This is a genomic window from Streptomyces ureilyticus, from assembly GCF_011045025.1.
Taxonomy (GTDB): Bacteria; Actinomycetota; Actinomycetes; order Streptomycetales; family Streptomycetaceae; genus Streptomyces; species Streptomyces ureilyticus.
Map to the genome: position 1 here is coordinate 1 of NZ_JAAKZX010000120.1, position 16,844 is coordinate 16,844.

14 protein-coding genes are annotated in these 16,844 nt (G+C 67.0%); 6 read left to right on the plus strand and 8 right to left on the minus strand.

Annotated elements, in window-relative coordinates; all coding sequences use genetic code 11:
- Positions 1 to 219: hypothetical protein (locus G6048_RS30150; RefSeq protein ID WP_165342770.1), on the minus strand; the 219-nt coding region annotated here is incomplete at its 3' end.
- Positions 220 to 265: 46 nt separating this feature from the next.
- Positions 266 to 2,662 (minus strand): DUF6049 family protein, encoded by a 2,397-nt coding sequence (locus G6048_RS30155; protein ID WP_165342787.1) that lies wholly within the window; start codon positions 2,660 to 2,662, stop codon positions 266 to 268.
- A gap of 229 nt (positions 2,663 to 2,891) precedes the next feature.
- Here G6048_RS30155 and G6048_RS30160 point away from each other — a divergent pair, with 229 nt between their 5' ends.
- Entirely contained in the window at positions 2,892 to 4,358 is a 1,467-nt protein-coding gene (locus G6048_RS30160; RefSeq protein WP_165342771.1) for a CCA tRNA nucleotidyltransferase, read from the plus strand.
- Positions 4,359 to 4,513: 155 nt separating this feature from the next.
- On the opposite strand, the gene G6048_RS30165 is transcribed toward G6048_RS30160, so the two are convergent.
- The 3 genes from G6048_RS30165 to G6048_RS30175 form a co-directional block, all read right to left on the minus strand.
- Entirely contained in the window at positions 4,514 to 5,788 is a 1,275-nt protein-coding gene (locus G6048_RS30165) for an MFS transporter (protein ID WP_165342772.1), read from the minus strand.
- 77 nt (positions 5,789 to 5,865) lie between these two features.
- Entirely contained in the window at positions 5,866 to 6,948 is a 1,083-nt protein-coding gene (locus tag G6048_RS30170) for an inositol-3-phosphate synthase (RefSeq protein WP_165342773.1), read from the minus strand.
- Between the two features lie 44 nt (positions 6,949 to 6,992).
- Positions 6,993 to 7,676, minus strand: coding sequence for a PadR family transcriptional regulator (locus G6048_RS30175; RefSeq protein WP_165342774.1), 684 nt, complete (start codon positions 7,674 to 7,676; stop codon positions 6,993 to 6,995).
- A 373-nt stretch (positions 7,677 to 8,049) separates the two neighbouring features.
- On the opposite strand from G6048_RS30175, the gene G6048_RS30180 reads away from it, so the two are divergent.
- Positions 8,050 to 10,770, plus strand: a complete 2,721-nt coding sequence (locus tag G6048_RS30180; protein ID WP_165342775.1) for a transglycosylase domain-containing protein — start codon at positions 8,050 to 8,052, stop codon at positions 10,768 to 10,770.
- A gap of 182 nt (positions 10,771 to 10,952) precedes the next feature.
- A complete protein-coding gene (locus G6048_RS30185; RefSeq protein WP_165342776.1) occupies positions 10,953 to 12,467 on the plus strand; it encodes a glycosyltransferase family 87 protein in 1,515 nt (504 codons plus the stop codon).
- A 78-nt stretch (positions 12,468 to 12,545) separates the two neighbouring features.
- Here G6048_RS30185 and G6048_RS30190 read toward each other — a convergent pair whose 3' ends face one another.
- The 3 genes from G6048_RS30190 to G6048_RS30200 form a co-directional block, all read right to left on the minus strand.
- On the minus strand, positions 12,546 to 13,577 hold the full coding sequence (locus G6048_RS30190) for an alanine racemase (RefSeq protein WP_165342777.1): 1,032 nt from the start codon (positions 13,575 to 13,577) through the stop codon (positions 12,546 to 12,548).
- Positions 13,578 to 13,642: 65 nt separating this feature from the next.
- Positions 13,643 to 14,764: a peptidoglycan bridge formation glycyltransferase FemX gene (gene femX, locus G6048_RS30195; protein ID WP_165342778.1), complete on the minus strand. Its 1,122-nt coding sequence runs from the start codon at positions 14,762 to 14,764 to the stop codon at positions 13,643 to 13,645.
- A gap of 224 nt (positions 14,765 to 14,988) precedes the next feature.
- Complete coding sequence (locus G6048_RS30200; protein ID WP_165342779.1) at positions 14,989 to 15,303, minus strand: hypothetical protein; 315 nt, start codon at positions 15,301 to 15,303, stop codon at positions 14,989 to 14,991.
- Between the two features lie 275 nt (positions 15,304 to 15,578).
- Between G6048_RS30200 and rpsF the strand changes: the two genes are divergently transcribed.
- From rpsF to rpsR, 3 genes are all read left to right on the plus strand, one after another.
- The gene (rpsF, locus tag G6048_RS30205) at positions 15,579 to 15,869 is read left to right on the plus strand and encodes a 30S ribosomal protein S6 (RefSeq protein ID WP_033321285.1); all 291 of its coding nucleotides are present in this window, start codon (positions 15,579 to 15,581) and stop codon (positions 15,867 to 15,869) included.
- A gap of 72 nt (positions 15,870 to 15,941) precedes the next feature.
- Entirely contained in the window at positions 15,942 to 16,547 is a 606-nt protein-coding gene (locus tag G6048_RS30210; RefSeq protein WP_165342780.1) for a single-stranded DNA-binding protein, read from the plus strand.
- Positions 16,548 to 16,592: 45 nt separating this feature from the next.
- Complete coding sequence (gene rpsR / locus G6048_RS30215) at positions 16,593 to 16,829, plus strand: 30S ribosomal protein S18 (RefSeq protein WP_003949403.1); 237 nt, start codon at positions 16,593 to 16,595, stop codon at positions 16,827 to 16,829.
- The last annotated feature ends 15 nt before the right edge of the window (positions 16,830 to 16,844 follow it).

Below are 16,844 nucleotides of genomic sequence, written 5' to 3' on the forward strand. Positions count from 1 at the left end.
GGGATGGGCGGCGCGGTCGTGCAGCGCCTCACTAACGGGATCCTGGGCGGCGGAATCCCGAACCCCGTAGGGATCCTGTCCGTAGGCGTCCTGGAGATACGCGTCGGCGGGGGGCTGTGGCGGCACCTGGCCCGGCTCCGGCGGCCCCTGCGGCGGGTCGTCGGGGTAGCCGGAGCCCCCCGCGCCCTGACCGCGGTCACCGTCGTACGGCGCGTTCATGGTTACCCCACCTCATCGTCCCCGGGCCCACCGGCCACGACTTCGCTCAACGGTCCACTCTCTCACCCGTGTCGGACGGGTCGGTGCTTTCCGGTGCGGTGTCCGGTGAAGGGTCACTCGGCTGCTCCGGGTCGTCTGCCCCCGATTTCACTGGCGACGCCAACCCGGATTCCGCATCGGATGCCGTCCCCGACTCCGAGGGGAACGCCGCTTCACGGCCATCCTCGGCTTCGTCCTCAGCGCCGTCGTCCAGCCCCTGCCCAGCCTGCCGGGCGACCGCGCGCTTGCGCTGGGTGTACATCCGGAACCCGGCGAGTACGAGCAGCAGGACACCGCCGGCGATGACGAGCATCACCGTGGGGGTGATCTCGGTGACGCTCACCTCGAACGTGATGGGCCGGCCGTACGGCTGGCGGTCCTCCGTGTAGAGCTGGGCAGTCACCGCGTACCGGCCGTTGGCCCGGCCGTTGGCGGTGAACTTCACCGACTCGCTGTGCCCGCCCGACACCTCCACCCGCTGTTCCCTGTAGGCACGCTCACCGATACGCAGGCGCGACGGCTGCTCCGACGTCAGGCGCAGCACTAGATGGTCGACGCCCTGGACAAGGTTGTTCTGCACGGTGATGGGGATCGTGGCGCTGCGGCCCGACAGCTTCGCCTCGGACTTCTCGATCAGTGCGACCTGCTTGGTGAGATCGTCGATATACGTCTCCACACCGCTGCGGTACACGACCTCCTCAGCTTCGCGACCGCGCCAGGACGCGGACATCGCCCGATTCAGGGCCCGCCCGAAGGGGGTGACGACGCGGGACTCGCGGGTGAGGATCACCCGGAACTTGTTGAGCTTCCGCTGCGTGATCTCGATCCGCTCGAAGGTTTCCGGCGGCAGCTCCTGCTTACGCAGCGAAGGGGGGTACTCCGAGGGGACCCGCGTAGTGGCGCCGGGATCGGGCTTGGTTTCGGTGGCCGCGGACAGCTCCGCCGACTGAGACCAGTTCCCGCCCTGGAGGGCCGTGAGCGCCTGCGCCATTGTCTGGGCCTGGCTGGCGGACGGCATGCGCTGCGGTGCGACCACGATGCTGCGCTGCCTGCCCGGCTGCTGCAGGGTGATCATCAAGGTCTGGGCGAGGAATTTCTGCACGGCGAGCGTGGTGTTGCCGGCCACCGCCATGTCGCCCTGGAACGCCGTCGATAGTCGGGCGTCGGCGACCACCGCCGTGGTGCCGCCACCGATGGGTCGGGCGGCACTGGGGGTGTACGACAGGCCGCCGGTCTCTTTCAGGCTGTCGCTGCGGGAGATCACCGTGTCGGCGCCGGCGGAGGTGGCGACCTTGACGATCGACGGGTCGATCGCTCCGTTCGCGGGCCAGGCGTAGTCCGTGCTCGGCGTCACATGGAGGATCGACTCCACCGTGGTGGCGGCCACTTCTGTGGCGTCCTTGAGGTGGCTCAGCGACCCTGCGACCTTCGTGCCCTTGTGGGCCAGCGACGCCAGATCCGGGTCGGCGAAGGGGAGGGCAATGACCTCCTTGCCCTCGACCGCCTTTTCCAACTCGGCGAGCCACTGCTTGGCGACTTCCTGGTGGGTGCCAGCCGTGGTGGTTTCGGCGCTGGTCTGGATCTCGTAGCCGCTTGTCATCGCGACCACAGAGGCCAGGAGGTCCGGATCGATCACCCACGTGACGTCCAGCTCTTTGCCGAGAGTGAGGAGCTGCTGAAGACGGCCGCCGGGCCCGAGCTCCGCGGCCAGGTCGTCGTCCTTGAAGACGGGAGTCTGCTGCTCGTTCGAACCCGTCTCGGCCGTCATATGGGGGGTGGAGATCAGGGGCCAGAGATACGTCGTCCTGGTCTTCGTCTCCGCAGCGTCAGGCTGCCAGGGCAGGAAGGTCCGCTCGATACCGAGAATCCGCTCGTACGGCTGGGCGGCGGTCTCCCCGGTGAGCGTGACCCCGAGCTGATAGACGCCGTCGGCGCCGAGCTCCAGCTCGTCGACGGGGACGGAGAGGCTGAAGCTCTGCTGGACACCTGGCTCCAGCTTGGCGAAATCCTGCACGAATGAGCCGCCGACTTCGGTGCCCGCATACGGATTGTTCTTCGCCGCCGTGTCGATCGAAGAACGGCCGTTCATCGTCGGTCCCACGCGCAGACCGACTTGGGCGTCCGTGACCGACTGCTTGCCCTTGTTCGTGATCCGGCCCGAGACAGTGAACGTGTCCCCGTCCGAGGGAACGCTCGGGCTGAGCGAGTCCAGAGAGACGTCAACCGTCTTGGAACCCGTGGCGTCGGCCACGGCGGTGCGCTCGACGGCATCCGCGGAGGGCGAGGCGGGCAGCTGGAGAAGGCCGGCCAGCAGAGGCGCTCCGGCGAGCAGTACCCCGGTGCGCCGAAGCCACCGGCGGGCAGGTGAGGCACTCGTCCCCTGGAAGTCTGCCGCCTGGGCCACGCGCTCGTCCGTCCTTCGTCGTCGGTCGTCGTCGGAATGTGCGTCCACGCATGGTAACGATGCGCGCTGAGGGGAAGTGCCGCGGTCCGCCCCACAAGATCGGGGGACCAGGCCGGACTGTCGCCTTTGTGCGCGTATTGAGGGAGGCGCCCCACCAGGGACGGGCAAGCACGTGTGCACGCTTAATGGAGGCGCTCACCGTCGCCCGCGCCACGTACCCTTTTCTGTTGTGCCGAACGCCAATGAAGACAATCCCAATGCACTGAGCCAGGTGCAGCACCGCGCGGTGAGCGAACTGCTGCGGGTGTCCCCCGTCGCCGACGATCTCGCCCGCCGTTTCCAGGAGGCCGGGTTCTCTCTCGCCCTGGTCGGCGGCTCGGTCCGGGACGCCCTTCTGGGCAGGCTCGGAAACGACCTGGACTTCACGACCGACGCCCGTCCCGAGGACGTACTGAAGATCGTGCGACCCTGGGCGGACGCCGTGTGGGAGGTCGGGATCGCCTTCGGGACGGTAGGGGCGCAGAAGGAAGCCCGTGTCGGGGACGCTGTTCAGCGCTTCGACATCGAGGTGACGACGTACCGCTCGGAGGCGTACGACCGGAACTCGCGCAAGCCCGAGGTGTCGTACGGCGACTCCATCGAGGAAGACCTGGTACGCCGCGACTTCACGGTCAACGCGATGGCTGTGGCCCTTCCGGAGAAGGAGTTCATCGACCCGTACGACGGGCTGCGGGACCTGGCAGAGCGCGTCCTGCGTACCCCAGGCACTCCCGAGGCGTCCTTCTCCGACGATCCGCTGCGGATGATGCGGGCCGCCCGCTTCGCCGCGCAACTCGACTTCGAAGTGGCACCGGACGTCGTCGCCGCGATGAAGGGCATGGCCGAGCGCATCGAGATCGTTTCCGCCGAGCGGGTCCGGGACGAGCTGAACAAGCTGATCCTCTCCGCGTACCCGCGCAAGGGGCTGACGCTGCTCGTCGACACCGGGCTCGCCGCGCATGTATTGCCCGAGCTGCCCGCGCTACGTCTGGAGCGTGACGAGCACCACCGACACAAAGACGTCTACGACCACTCGCTGATCGTGCTCGAGCAGGCGATGGAGCTGGAGGAGGACGGTCCCGACCTCACCCTCCGGCTTGCCGCGCTCCTGCATGACATCGGCAAGCCGCGCACGCGCCGCTTCGAGAAGGACGGCCGGGTCTCGTTCCACCATCACGAGGTGGTGGGCGCCAAGATGACCAAGAAGCGCATGACGGCCCTCAAGTACTCCAACGATCTCGTGAAGGACGTCTCGCGACTGGTCGAGTTGCACCTGCGGTTCCACGGCTACGGCACCGGGGAGTGGACGGACTCGGCGGTCCGCCGCTACGTACGGGACGCCGGCCCGCTCCTCGACCGCCTCCACAAGCTGACCCGCTCCGACTGCACCACGCGGAACAAGCGCAAGGCCGCGGCGCTCTCCCGTGCGTACGACGGCCTGGAGGAGCGCATCGCCCAACTCCAGGAGCAGGAGGAGCTGGACGCCATCCGGCCCGACCTCGACGGCAACCAGATCATGGAGGTCCTTGGCGTCGGCCCCGGCCCAGCCATCGGCCAGGCGTACAAGTTCCTGCTGGAGCTGCGCCTGGAGAACGGGCCCATGGAGCACGATGCGGCGGTGTCGGCACTCAAGGAGTGGTGGGCCGCGCAGAACTGAGTCGTGAAACGGGGCCATGTTTCACGTGAAACATGGCCCGACACCGACTGGATCCGGATACGCCGAGGGCCGTTGTTTCACGTGAAACAACGGCCCTCGCGCGCCAGATGAGCTTCTACTTGGCGGAGTACTCAACGCCCCGGAGGCGCTCTGTGTCACTGATGTGACAGCCGTTCAAAGCGGGCCATAGACGCAGCAACTGACGCGTAGACAACGGCTACCGTGACCACCAGGTGGACTGAGCGGCCGTCAGGGGGCAGCATCAGGGCGGCCACCCCGGCGGCGCCGACGAAGGCGACGTTGAAAAGCACGTCGTACACGGAGAAGATCCGGCCGCGGAAGCCGTCGTCGACGGATGACTGGACCACAGTGTCGGTGGCGATCTTCGCGCCCTGAGTGGTGAGGCCGAGGACGAAGGCCGAGACCAGTACGGGCATTTCGGTGAACGACAGACCGAGCGCGGGTTCCAGGACCGCGGCCGATCCGGCGCAGACGACGATCCAGCCTCCCGGCCCGAGCCTCCCGGCCGCCGTCGGAGTCACCGCCGCCGCCACGAAGAAGCCGGCCCCGGAGATCCCCACGGCAAGGCCCAGAAGGGCGAGCCCGTCGTCGTCCGAGCCGGATGACCAGGCGTACCGGCAGAGCATGAGCACCATGACCGTCAGCGCGCCGAAACAGAACCGCATCAGCGTCATCGCGGTCAGCGCCCAGGCGGCCTCGCGGCGTGCGGGCTCGGCCAGATGGCGCACACCGGCCACCAGGTCACGTGCCGTACCCGCCAGGGCCGCCTTCAGATGCGGCTGCACCAACTCCTGGTCGGGGCCCAGCAGTTCTCGCGCCATGCGCAGAGAGGCGAGCGCCGCGCACAGATAGAGCGCCGCTCCGACGAGGACGACCGCGGCGTCGGAGTCCGAGATGACGAGACGTACGACGAAGGCGATCCCGCCGCCCGCGGTCGCGGCGAGCGTCCCGGCCGTGGGCGACAGGGAGTTGGCCATCACCAGGCGCTCGGAGTCGACGACACGCGGCAGCGCGGCGGAAAGACCCGCCAGGACGAAGCGGTTGACCGCGGTGACGCTCAGCGCGGAGGCGTAGAAGAGCCAGTCCGGGACACCGCTCACGATCAGCGCGGTCGTGAGGGAGGCCAGCAGCGCCCGCAGGAGGTTCCCGTACAGAAAGACCTGCCGACGTCGCCAGCGGTCCAGCAGCACGCCTGCGAAGGGGCCGACGAGCGAGTACGGGAGGAGGAGCACCGCCATCGCCGAGGCGATCGCGGCAGGCGAGGTCTGCCGCTCCGGCGAGAAGACGACGTACGTGGCGAGCGCGACCTGGTAGACGCCGTCGGCGCCCTGGGACAGTAGCCGTACGGCGAGCAGGCGCCGGAAGTCCCGGAAGCGCAGGAGTACGCGCAGGTCACGTACGACAGCCATGGGGCACAGCCTCACATACGAGGAGGGTCCCCGGGCGTGAGACCCGGAGACCCTCAACCTCCCTCTGAGCGAAGCGCTTAGCGCTCGACCTCGCCCTTGATGAACTTCTCGACGTTCTCCCTGGCCTCGTCGTCGAAGTACTGGACCGGCGGGGACTTCATGAAGTAGCTCGATGCCGAGAGGATCGGACCGCCGATGCCGCGGTCCTTGGCGATCTTCGCGGCGCGCAGGGCGTCGATGATGACACCCGCGGAGTTCGGGGAGTCCCAGACCTCGAGCTTGTACTCCAGGTTCAGCGGGACATCACCGAAAGCACGGCCCTCGAGACGGACGTACGCCCACTTGCGGTCGTCCAGCCAGGCCACATAGTCGGACGGGCCGATGTGGACGTTGTCCGCGCCGAGCTCGCGGTCGCGGATCTGGGAGGTGACGGCCTGGGTCTTGGAGATCTTCTTCGACTCCAGGCGGTCCCGCTCGAGCATGTTCTTGAAGTCCATGTTGCCGCCGACGTTCAGCTGCATCGTGCGGTCCAGGACGACGCCCCGGTCCTCGAACAGCTTCGCCATGACGCGGTGCGTGATCGTGGCGCCGACCTGCGACTTGATGTCGTCGCCCACGATCGGGACTCCGGCCTCGGTGAACTTGTCCGCCCACTCCTTCGTGCCGGCGATGAAGACCGGAAGGGCGTTGACGAAGCCGACCTTGGCGTCGATGGCGCACTGGGCGTAGAACTTCGCCGCGTCCTCGGAGCCCACCGGGAGGTAGCAGACCAGGACATCAACCCGCTGGTCCTTGAGGACCTGGACGACGTCGACCGGAGCCTCGGCCGACTCCTCGATGGTCTCGCGGTAGTACTTGCCGAGCCCGTCCAGGGTGTGGCCGCGCTGCACGGGCACACCGGAGTTCGGGACGTCGCAGATCTTGATGGTGTTGTTCTCGCTGGCACCGATGGCGTCCGCGAGGTCGAGGCCGACCTTCTTCGCGTCGACGTCGAAGGCGGCCACGAACTCGATGTCACGGACGTGGTAGTCGCCGAACTGGACGTGCATCAGACCCGGCACCTTGCCCGCCGGGTCGGCGTCCTTGTAGTACTCGACGCCCTGGACCAGCGAGGCGGCGCAGTTGCCCACGCCGACGATGGCTACGCGAACCGAACCCATTCCGGTTGCTCCCTGTGTGTACTCGGTGAAGTCCTGAGCGGACTTCACGTGTCGGTGTCGTCGGACGGATCCGGCCGGGGGGTGTCCCCGTGCCGGGGCAGGCCGCCCGACTCTCCAGATGTGCTGTCCTGCTGAGCGGAGCCGTCCGAGGCGGGACGCCGCTGGTCCCGTCCGGCCCGCTCGCTCTCGATGAGCTCGTTCAGCCAGCGCACTTCGCGCTCCACGGACTCCATCCCGTGCCGCTGGAGCTCAAGGGTGTAGTCGTCGAGGCGCTCCCGGGTGCGTGCCAGGGAGGCGCGCATCTTCTCCAGGCGCTCCTCGAGACGACTGCGGCGGCCTTCGAGGACCCGCATACGTACATCCCGCGACGTCTGCCCGAAGAAGGCGAAGCGAGCGGCGAAGTGCTCGTCCTCGTACGCGTCGGGACCCGTCTGCGAAAGCAGCTCCTCGAAGTGCTCCTTACCTTCCGCCGTCAACCGATAGACGATCTTGGCGCGGCGCCCTGCGAGTGGAGCGGCAGGTGCTTCATTGCGGGCACCCCCCGATTCCTCGATCAACCAGCCGTTCGCGACCAGCGTCTTGAGGCAGGGGTAGAGCGTCCCGTAGCTGAAGGCACGGAACACTCCCAGTGAGGTATTGAGCCGTTTACGCAGCTCATAGCCGTGCATCGGGGACTCGCGGAGCAAGCCGAGTACGGCGAACTCGAGGATCCCGGAGCGCCGGCTCATGGTCGCCTCCTCTCAGCAGAGTCTTGCCGTGACGGTCGTTATGCCGAGCTGATGTATCGACTCGATACATCAGCACGATAGAACGGCCATCCGTATGCGACAAGAGGGGGCACGGTGAACGGCGTCACATCACCGATTCGTGGGAGCAAGTTGCCTGTTTTGGGGTGACCTTCGGCACTCGGTGGGTTTTGCCGGTGCGTAGTCTGTGCGCCATGCACATCACCGGGAACCAAGTGACGTTTGGGGACGTCCTCGTCCTCGGTGCAGTACGGGTGAATGACAGAACGACCGCATCCGTACTTCGGGGGGACCGGGAAACCAGCCGCCGTTTCCAGGCGCGCAAAGGTGCGCCTGCCCGAGGAGTAACCGTTCGATGAGCGAGCACCGTCGCAAACCGCCGCAGCCGCAAGGCGGCGGACGTGCCGCGGCCCGACGCGGCCAAACCGGCTCGTCCTCCGGTCGCCGCGCGGCACCGCGAAGCGCCACCGGGTCTCCTTCCGCCTCCTATGGCTCGGGAGGCGAGGAACGGCCGTACGGTGGCCGTGCAGAGGCCCGAAGGGCTGCCCAGAGAAGTACGAGCGGCGGTGGCCGGCGCAGAGCGGCCGACGGCGCGGGACGTGGCGGCCACGGTGGCGGCGGCCGCCGAGGCGGTCCCGGCGGGCCGAACGGGCCCGGGCGTGGCAGGGGCCGTGGAGCCGAGCCGCCCAAGAAGCGGATCATCGACTACCCGCGCGCGGGTAAGTACGGTGCGGCGCGATGGGTGCCCTCGTGGAGGCTTGTTTCCGGGCTGTGCATCGGCTTCTTCGGCAGCCTGGTGGCCATTGCGGGCATCGGGTACGCCATGGTGAGCGTTCCGACCGTCGCCGAGGCCGCGACGGCGCAGAACAACGTCTACTACTGGTCTGACGGCACCGAGATGGTCGCCACAGGTGGTGAGACGAACCGCCAGATCATCAACCTCTCGCAGATTCCCAAAGCGATGCAGAACGCCGTCATCTCCCAGGAGAACAAGACCTTCTACGGCGACAGCGGCATCGACCCGAAGGGCATCACCCGCGCCGTACTCAACATGGCCCGGGGCGGCGAGACGCAGGGCGGTTCCACGATCACCCAGCAGTACGTCAAGAACGCGATGCTGGATGACCAGTCGCAGACGATCTCGCGGAAGTTCCAAGAGATCTTCGTCTCTGTGAAGGTGGGTGCCACCGAACCCAAGGACAAGATCCTCGAGGGCTACCTGAACACCGGCTACTACGGTCGCGGCGCCTACGGAATTCAGGCAGCGGCACGCGCTTACTTCAACAAGGACGCCGTCAAGCTGAACGCAGGCGAATGCGCCTTCCTGTCGGCGACCCTCAAGGGCGCCACCTACTACGACCCAGCGGGTTCGACCTCCATCGACCCGGCCGCCACGCCCGACGCGAACAAGAAGCGGGCCCTGAGTCAGATGCAGGACACGCTCGACAAGATGGTCGAATACGGTCACCTGTCGGCATCGGAGCGAGACAAGTACAGGGAGCTCCCCAAGACCGAGAACCCGCGGTCGAATGCCCAGCTGAGCGGCCAGACCGGCTATCTCGTCGACCTCGCCAAGGCGTACATCGTCAACAACAGCGACAAGACCGGGGTCACCGCCGAGAAACTCCAGCGCGGCGGCTACGAGATCCACACGACCTTCGACAAGAAGATGGTCAACCAGCTCGAAGACGCGGTGAAGAAGGTCCAGAAGGAGAACATCAAGCCGGGCGAGCGACCCAAGACAGATACGCACGTCCAGTTCGGCGGAGCCTCCGTGGACCCGCAAGACGGCGCGATCAAGGCCATCTATGGTGGCGAGGACGCGACGAAGCACTTCACCAACAACGCCGACCAGACCGGCGCCCAGGTCGGGTCGACGTTCAAGCCGTTCGTGCTCGCATCCGCCATGCAGTGGGGCAAGCGGAACCCCGACCTCGGGCAGGACCAGGCACAGGACGAGCGGACCAAGGTCTCCCCCAAGAGCTTCTACAGCGGCAAGAACAAGCTCAAGATCGAGGACTACGACGGCAACGTCTGGCAGGACAACAAGGGCAAGGTATGGCTGCAGAGGAACGACGGCGATGAGTCCTACAACGCCCCGAGCTACCGGATCGACCTCCGCGAGGCGATGAGGGTCTCGGCGAACTCCGCCTACGTGCAGCTCGGTATGGACGTCGGACTGGACAAGGTCAAGGAGGCAGCGCTCAGCGCGGGCGTTCTGGAGGACAGTCTGGCCAGCGCGAACTACCCGTCCTTCTCGCTCGGCACATCCGACCCCAGCGCGATCCGTATGGCAGGTGCGTACGCCACCTTCGCGGCCAGCGGCGAGCAGAACGATCCATACTCGGTCAAGGAGATCGAAGACAAGGACGGAACGGTATTCAGGCACGCGGACGTCGCAAAGACCGAAACGGCCTTCACTTCCCAGGTCGCCGACAACGTCACCGACGTTCTGAAGACCGTCGTGGAAGACGGCACCGGCACCGCGGCGGCGCTCGACGACCGTGAGGTGGCGGGCAAGACCGGTACCACCGACGGCAACAAGTCCGCCTGGTTCGTCGGCTACACCCCGCAACTCTCGACCGCGGTCTCCATGTACCGAATGGACGACGACGCGAGCAACAAGAACCGCAAGTTCCTGGAGATGTTCGGGACGGGTGGCGAGAAGAAGATCCACGGCGCCTCGTTCCCGGCCGAGATCTGGCACGACTACATGGAGGACGCGCTCAAGGGCAAGCCCGCGAAGGAGTTCCCGACGCCCGAACCCATCGGTGAGGTCGTCAACGACATCCCGGTTCCGACTCCCACGCCCTCTGCCCCCGAGCCCGAGCCCGAGGAGGAGGACTCGACGCCGAGCCCGACGCCCAGCGAGCCGACGACGAGTCCCTCGCCCACGCCGAGTAATACCTGCGACCCCTTCGACTTCGAGTGCAACAACACCGGCGGACAGGACAACGGTGGTGCTGATAACGGCGGAGTCGACGGAGGGGGGAGTGCCTCGCCGACGGAGTCCGATCCTCCCGGCAACAATGGCGGTAACGACAACGAAGGCCTCTTCGGAGGAGGCACCGGGTAGCCGTCACTGTGTGTGTTTCACGTGAAACACGCTGTTTCACGTGAAACAAGGGCCGCCGCACCGACACGGTGCGGCGGCCCTTGTTGTAGCTCCCCTCGTTGTACAAGGGGCGAGGTTCTTCAACCATGCGACCGGCCACAGCGACTCGATGATCCAGCACACTCTCAGCTACGTACGGCAGGATGGTCGGCATGCCCAGTGCAGAGACGAAGCGAGCGGGCTCGCACGAGCCGGAGACGGTACGGCCGACCAAGGAGGACGCGGTCGCCGCAACCGGCAGCGAGCTGATCGGTGGCCCCATCGGACGGCGCGCACTGCCCGGCACGTCCTGGTGGACCCCTGTCCGCGTCATCGTTCTTGTCGCGATCGGCATGTTCGCCCTCGGCATGGTGCAGAAGCTGCCGTGCTACGACGGCGCCTGGTTCTTCGGGGCCAGCTCGCAGTACACGCACGCGTGCTACTCAGACATCCCGCATCTCTACCAGGGCCGCGGCTTCGCCGAGGGGCTCGTGCCTTACTTCGACAAGCTCAGTGGCGATATGGAGTACCTCGAATACCCGGTGCTGACCGGCGTGTTCATGGAGGTCGCCTCCTGGCTGACACCGGGCAGCGGCAGTATCCAGGACCAGGCCAAGGTCTACTGGATGGTCAACTGCGGGATGCTGATGGTGTGTGCGGCGGTCATCGCCGTCTGCGTCACCCGAACCCACCGCCGGCGTCCCTGGGACGGTCTGCTGGTCGCCCTCGCACCCGCCTTCGCGCTCACCGCCACCGTCAACTGGGACCTGCTGGCCGTCGCCCTGACGGCCGCCGCGATGCTGATGTGGGCGCGGAGTCGCCCGTTCGCCTTCGGCGTTCTCTTGGGCCTTGCCACCGCCGCCAAGCTCTATCCCTTCCTGATCCTCGGGCCGCTGCTCGTGCTGTGCTGGCGCGCGGGCAGGTGGCGGGAGTTCGGCACCGCGCTACGCGGCGCGGGAGGCGCCTGGCTGGTCGTGAACCTCCCGGTGATGCTCCTTGCCCCCGAGGGCTGGTCGAAGTTCTACACATTCAGCCAGGAACGCGGTGTCGACTTCGGTTCGTTCTGGCTCGTCCTGTCCCATCGCATGGACAGCCCGCCCACCACAGACACCGTCAACACGCTCGCCCTAGTGCTGATGCTGCTCTCCTGCCTGGGGGTGGCGGGACTCGCGCTGACCGCCCCGCGCAGGCCACGCTTCGCCCAACTCGCCTTTCTGATCATCGCGGCCTTCATCCTCACCAACAAGGTCTACTCACCGCAGTACGTGCTGTGGCTGATCCCCCTCGCCGCGCTGGCCCGCCCCAAGTGGCGGGACTTCCTGATCTGGCAGGCGTGCGAGGTCGCCTACTTCCTTGGGATCTGGATGTACCTCGCGTACACGACCAGTGGCGACGCCCACAAGGGACTGCCGAACGACGGCTATCACGTTGCCATCGTCATCCACCTTTTGGGGACGCTCTACCTGTGTGCCGTCGTCGTACGCGACATCCTCATGCCGGAACGGGACGTGGTGCGCCGGGCCGGGGACGACGACCCGACCGGCGGGGTACTGGATGGCGCGGAGGACACCTTCGTACTGGGAGCCGCGGCCCATCCGCCGCAGCATGTGGCGCACTTCGACGGGCCACACGTGGAGTGGGGCAACCGGGGGCCCTCGGCGGGCAGCGGTTCGCCCTGAGCGAACAGGGCGTAGGGAAGCCACACAGAAGGCCGTACACGGGGTCCGTGTACGGCCTTTCCACTGAGGTTCGGGCGGTCAGCGCTCGACGACCCGGTCGAACTGCGTGGTGGTGTGCCGCAGATGGGCCACCAGTTCCTCGCCGACCTTCGGTTCCGGGGCGTCCGACGGCACGAACAGGATCGAGACCTGCATGTGCGGAGGCTCCGCGAACCAGCGCTGCTTGCCGCCCCAGACGAACGGCGAGAGGTTCCGGTTGACCGTGGCGAGGCCGGCCCGGGCGACGCCCTTGGCGCGCGGCATGACGCCGTGCAGAGCCTTCGGGGCCTCCAGGCCCACCCCGTGCGACGTACCGCCTGCCACGACCACGAGCCAGCCGTCAGAGGCGGCCTTCTGCTGGCGATAGCCGAAGCGGTCGCCCTTGGCCACGGGAGTGACGTCCAGGACGGCTCCGCGATACTCGGTCGCCTCGTGGTCCCCCAGCCACAGCCGCGTACCGATGCGGGCGCGGAAGCGGGTCTGCGGGAACTGCTGCTGCAGCCGGGCGAGTTCCTCGGCCTTCAGGTGGCTCACGAACATGGTGTGCAGCGGCAGCCGTGCCGCGCGCAGCCGGTCCATCCAGCCGATGACCTCCTCGACGGCGTCCGAGCCGTCGGTGCGGTCCAGTGGCAGGTGGATCGCGAAGCCCTCCAGCCTTACGTTCTCTATGGCGGCGTGAAGCTGGGGCAGGTCGCGCTCGCTCACACCGTGCCGCTTCATCGAGGACATGACCTCGATGACGACACGCGCGCCCACGAGGCCGTAGACGCCGTCGATCGACGACACGGAGCGGATCACGCGATCGGGCAGCGGCACGGGTTCCTCGCCCCGCCGGAACGGCGTCAGCACCAGCAGGTCTCCACCGAACCAGTCCTTGATCCGGGCGGCTTCGTAGGTCGTGCCGACGGCCAGGATGTCCGAGCCCAGCCGCGTGGCCTCGTCCGCCAGCCGCTCATGGCCGAAGCCGTAGCCATTGCCCTTGCACACAGGGACGAGTCCGGGGAACTGCTCGGACACCTGCTTGTGGTGCGCCCGCCAGCGTGCGGTGTCGACGTAGAGCGTGAGCGCCATGGCCGGACCTGGAACCTTTCTCGTGGCTGCGGTGTATCAGAGGTATGAAGGCAAATTCTGATGCGTCAGCGGCGCGACATGTAGATGTCGAGCGCTTTGTGGAGCAGCTTGTTGAGCGGGAAATCCCACTCGCCGAGGTATTCGGCGGCCTGCCCTCCCGTGCCCACCTTGAACTGGATGAGGCCGAAGAGGTGGTCGGTCTCGTCCAGCGAGTCGGAGATGCCGCGCAGGTCATAGACCGTGGCACCGAGCGCGTAGGCGTCGCGCAGCATGCGCCACTGCATTGCGTTCGAGGGCCGGACCTCACGCCCGATGTTGTCCGAGGCGCCGTACGAGTACCAGACGTGCCCGCCCACGACCAGCATCGTCGCGGCGGACAGGTTCACACCGTTGTGCCGGGCGAAGTAGAGCCGCATGCGGTTGGGGTCCTCGTTGTTGAGGGCTGTCCACATGCGCTGGAAGTACGAGAGCGGGCGGGGCCGGAAGTGGTCGCGTACGGCCGTGATCTCGTAGAGGCGCTGCCACTCCTCAAGGTCCTGGTAACCGCCCTGGACGACCTCGACGCCCGCCTTCTCGGCCTTCTTGATGTTGCGCCGCCACAGTTGGTTGAAGCCCTTGTGGACGTCCTCCAACGACCGGTTGGCCAGCGGCACTTGGAAGACATAGCGGGGTTGTACGTCGCCGAAGCCGGCACCGCCGTCCTCGCCCTGCTGCCAGCCCATGCGACGCAGCCGGTCGGCGACCTCGAAGGCGCGCGGCTCGATGAAGTCGGCCTCGATGTCCCGCAGCCGCTTCACGTCCGGATCCTGGATGCCCTTCTTGATCGAAGCGGCCTCCCAGCGCCGGATGATGACCGGTGGGCCCATCTTCACGGAGAAGGCACCCTGCTGCTTGAGATGCGCGAGCATCGGATCCAGCCACTCGGTCAGATTTGGCGAGAACCAGTTGATGACCGGGCCCTCGGGCAGATAGGCGAGGTAGCGCTTGATCTTGGGCAGCTGCCGGTACAGCACAAGGCCCGCCCCGACCATCTCGCCCGTCCTGTCGTCGAACCATCCGAGATTCTCGGCGCGCCACTCCGCCTTGACGTTTGCCCAGGCCGGGACCTGCATGTGGCTCGCCGAGGGCAGGCTCTGGATGTACGCCAGATGCTGCTCTCGACTGATGGTCCTCAGGGTCAGGCTCATACGGGGCGCTCCTCGGGCTGGTGTGTCCCCATGGATACAGGGGCTCCGGCTCTCGCGCCGAAGCCTACTGCGCCCTGCGAGCGCCCCGTCTGGCCGTACGGCAGCTGGGCCCCGACCGATACGCGGCCGGAGCGTCTTCAGGTGTTATCCGGCTGTCGGACCGGGTGTTGGGAAGGTCGTGGGCCGGTGGTCCCGCCGCGTGTCCGCACGCGCTGGGGAGCCGCTCAGCCGATGGCCCCGCCGAAAAGGCCGCCATGTGCCATGCCGAGGAAGAAGCCGACTCCTGCCGCACCGAGACCCAGCACCAGCCCGAAGCGCTGCCGTGTCGTCTCGGAGACGAACTGCCCGCTTGCCCCGGTGACGATTCCCACCAGACCTGTCCATGAGCTGACCAGATGGAGGTCGTCGAACAGCCCCGTGGTGAAGGCCGTCGCCCCGAGCACCAGCGTCACGGCGAGCAGCGTGTCCTGGAGCGGGTGGGGCTTGTGATCGGTGGCGAACAGGGATCCGGCAATGTTGGGTCGCAATGTCTGTGCCATAGGGCACCTCCTGCGGAAAGCGGCGCATCGTAGCGCCATGCACACCCGATGTGTACAGATTGGCGGCCCCCACCCCCGGATTTCAACCGGAAGCCGGTGTCCGGGTAGTCTGTACCGTCTGCACCGGTGTCTGCCCAGCCCATGACGCGACTCCCACTCAGTTCACTGAGTGGCGGGACCGATTGTCAGTGGTGGCCGATACCGTTGCGTACGCATAACAACCCTCCTGCCACGGAACGACCGTGGCCGCCGAGTCCAAAGGAGGTGGGTTCCACATGCGTCACTACGAGGTGATGGTCATCCTCGACCCCGATCTCGAGGAGCGCGCTGTCTCCCCGCTGATCGAGAACTTCCTCTCCGTCGTCCGTGAGGGCAACGGAAAGGTGGAGAAGGTCGACACCTGGGGCCGTCGTCGTCTCGCGTACGAGATCAAGAAGAAGCCCGAGGGCATCTACTCGGTCATCGACCTGCAGGCCGAGCCTGCGGTCGTCAAGGAGCTCGACCGCCAGATGAACCTGAACGAGTCGGTCCTCCGGACCAAGGTCCTTCGCCCCGAGATGCACTGAACTTCCTAGTTCAGCGGCACTTGGGATTCGAGTAGCAGCAAGCCCGCAGCAAAACCGCCGAGAGGTTCCCCCATGGCAGGCGAGACCGTCATCACCGTCGTCGGAAACCTGACCGACGACCCCGAGCTGCGATTCACCCCGTCCGGCGCGGCTGTCGCGAACTTCACGATCGCGTCGACTCCTCGGACGTTCGACCGCCAGACCAACGAGTGGAAGGACGGCGACGCGCTGTTCCTCCGCGCGTCGATCTGGCGCCAGGCCGCAGAGAACGTCGCCGAATCGCTGACGCGCGGTATGCGCGTTGTCGCCCAGGGACGACTGCGGCAGCGTTCGTACGAAACCCAGCAGGGCGAGAAGCGGACGGTCGTGGAGCTCGAGGTCGACGAGATCGGCCCCTCGCTGCGCTACGCCACCGCCAAGGTCACCAAGACCCCCGGCGGTCGTGGCGGCGGCCAGGGTGGCGGTGGCTTCGGCGGCCAGCAGGGCGGTGGCGGCTGGGGCGGCGGTCCCGGTGGTCAGCAGGGCGGTCAGGGCGGAGCCCCGGCCAATGACCCCTGGGCGACCGGTGCGCCGGCCGGCGGCGGCCAGCAGCAGGGTGGCGGCGGTGGCGGCTGGGGCGGAAGCTCCGGCGGCTCCGGCGGCAACGGCGGCGGCTACTCGGACGAGCCCCCCTTCTAAGGGCGGGTTCGCACCCACACTTCTTGATCACACAGGAGATACACCATGGCGAAGCCGCCTGTGCGCAAGCCGAAGAAGAAGGTCTGCGCTTTCTGCAAGGACAAGGTCACGTACGTGGACTACAAGGACACGAACATGCTGCGGAAGTTCATTTCCGACCGTGGCAAGATCCGTGCCCGCCGCGTGACTGGCAACTGCACGCAGCACCAGCGTGACGTCGCCACGGCCGTCAAGAACAGCCGTGAGATGGCGCTGCTGCCCTACACCTCCACCGCGCGATAAGGGAAGGGTGACCGA

Excerpts from the sequence above, each read along its gene's own strand:
- G6048_RS30180 (WP_165342775.1), top strand. The coding sequence starts at position 8,050 with ATGAGCGAGCACCGTCGCAAACCGCCGCAGCCGCAAGGCGGCGGACGT.
- rpsF (WP_033321285.1), top strand. The coding sequence starts at position 15,579 with ATGCGTCACTACGAGGTGATGGTCATCCTCGACCCCGATCTCGAGGAG.
- G6048_RS30170 (WP_165342773.1), bottom strand. The coding sequence starts at position 6,948 with ATGGGTTCGGTTCGCGTAGCCATCGTCGGCGTGGGCAACTGCGCCGCC.
- G6048_RS30210 (WP_165342780.1), top strand. The coding sequence starts at position 15,942 with ATGGCAGGCGAGACCGTCATCACCGTCGTCGGAAACCTGACCGACGAC.
- rpsR (WP_003949403.1), top strand. The coding sequence starts at position 16,593 with ATGGCGAAGCCGCCTGTGCGCAAGCCGAAGAAGAAGGTCTGCGCTTTC.
- G6048_RS30175 (WP_165342774.1), bottom strand. The coding sequence starts at position 7,676 with ATGAGCCGGCGCTCCGGGATCCTCGAGTTCGCCGTACTCGGCTTGCTC.
- G6048_RS30200 (WP_165342779.1), bottom strand. The coding sequence starts at position 15,303 with ATGGCACAGACATTGCGACCCAACATTGCCGGATCCCTGTTCGCCACC.
- G6048_RS30165 (WP_165342772.1), bottom strand. The coding sequence starts at position 5,788 with ATGGCTGTCGTACGTGACCTGCGCGTACTCCTGCGCTTCCGGGACTTC.
- G6048_RS30190 (WP_165342777.1), bottom strand. The coding sequence starts at position 13,577 with ATGGCGCTCACGCTCTACGTCGACACCGCACGCTGGCGGGCGCACCAC.
- femX (WP_165342778.1), bottom strand. The coding sequence starts at position 14,764 with ATGAGCCTGACCCTGAGGACCATCAGTCGAGAGCAGCATCTGGCGTAC.
- G6048_RS30185 (WP_165342776.1), top strand. The coding sequence starts at position 10,953 with ATGGTCGGCATGCCCAGTGCAGAGACGAAGCGAGCGGGCTCGCACGAG.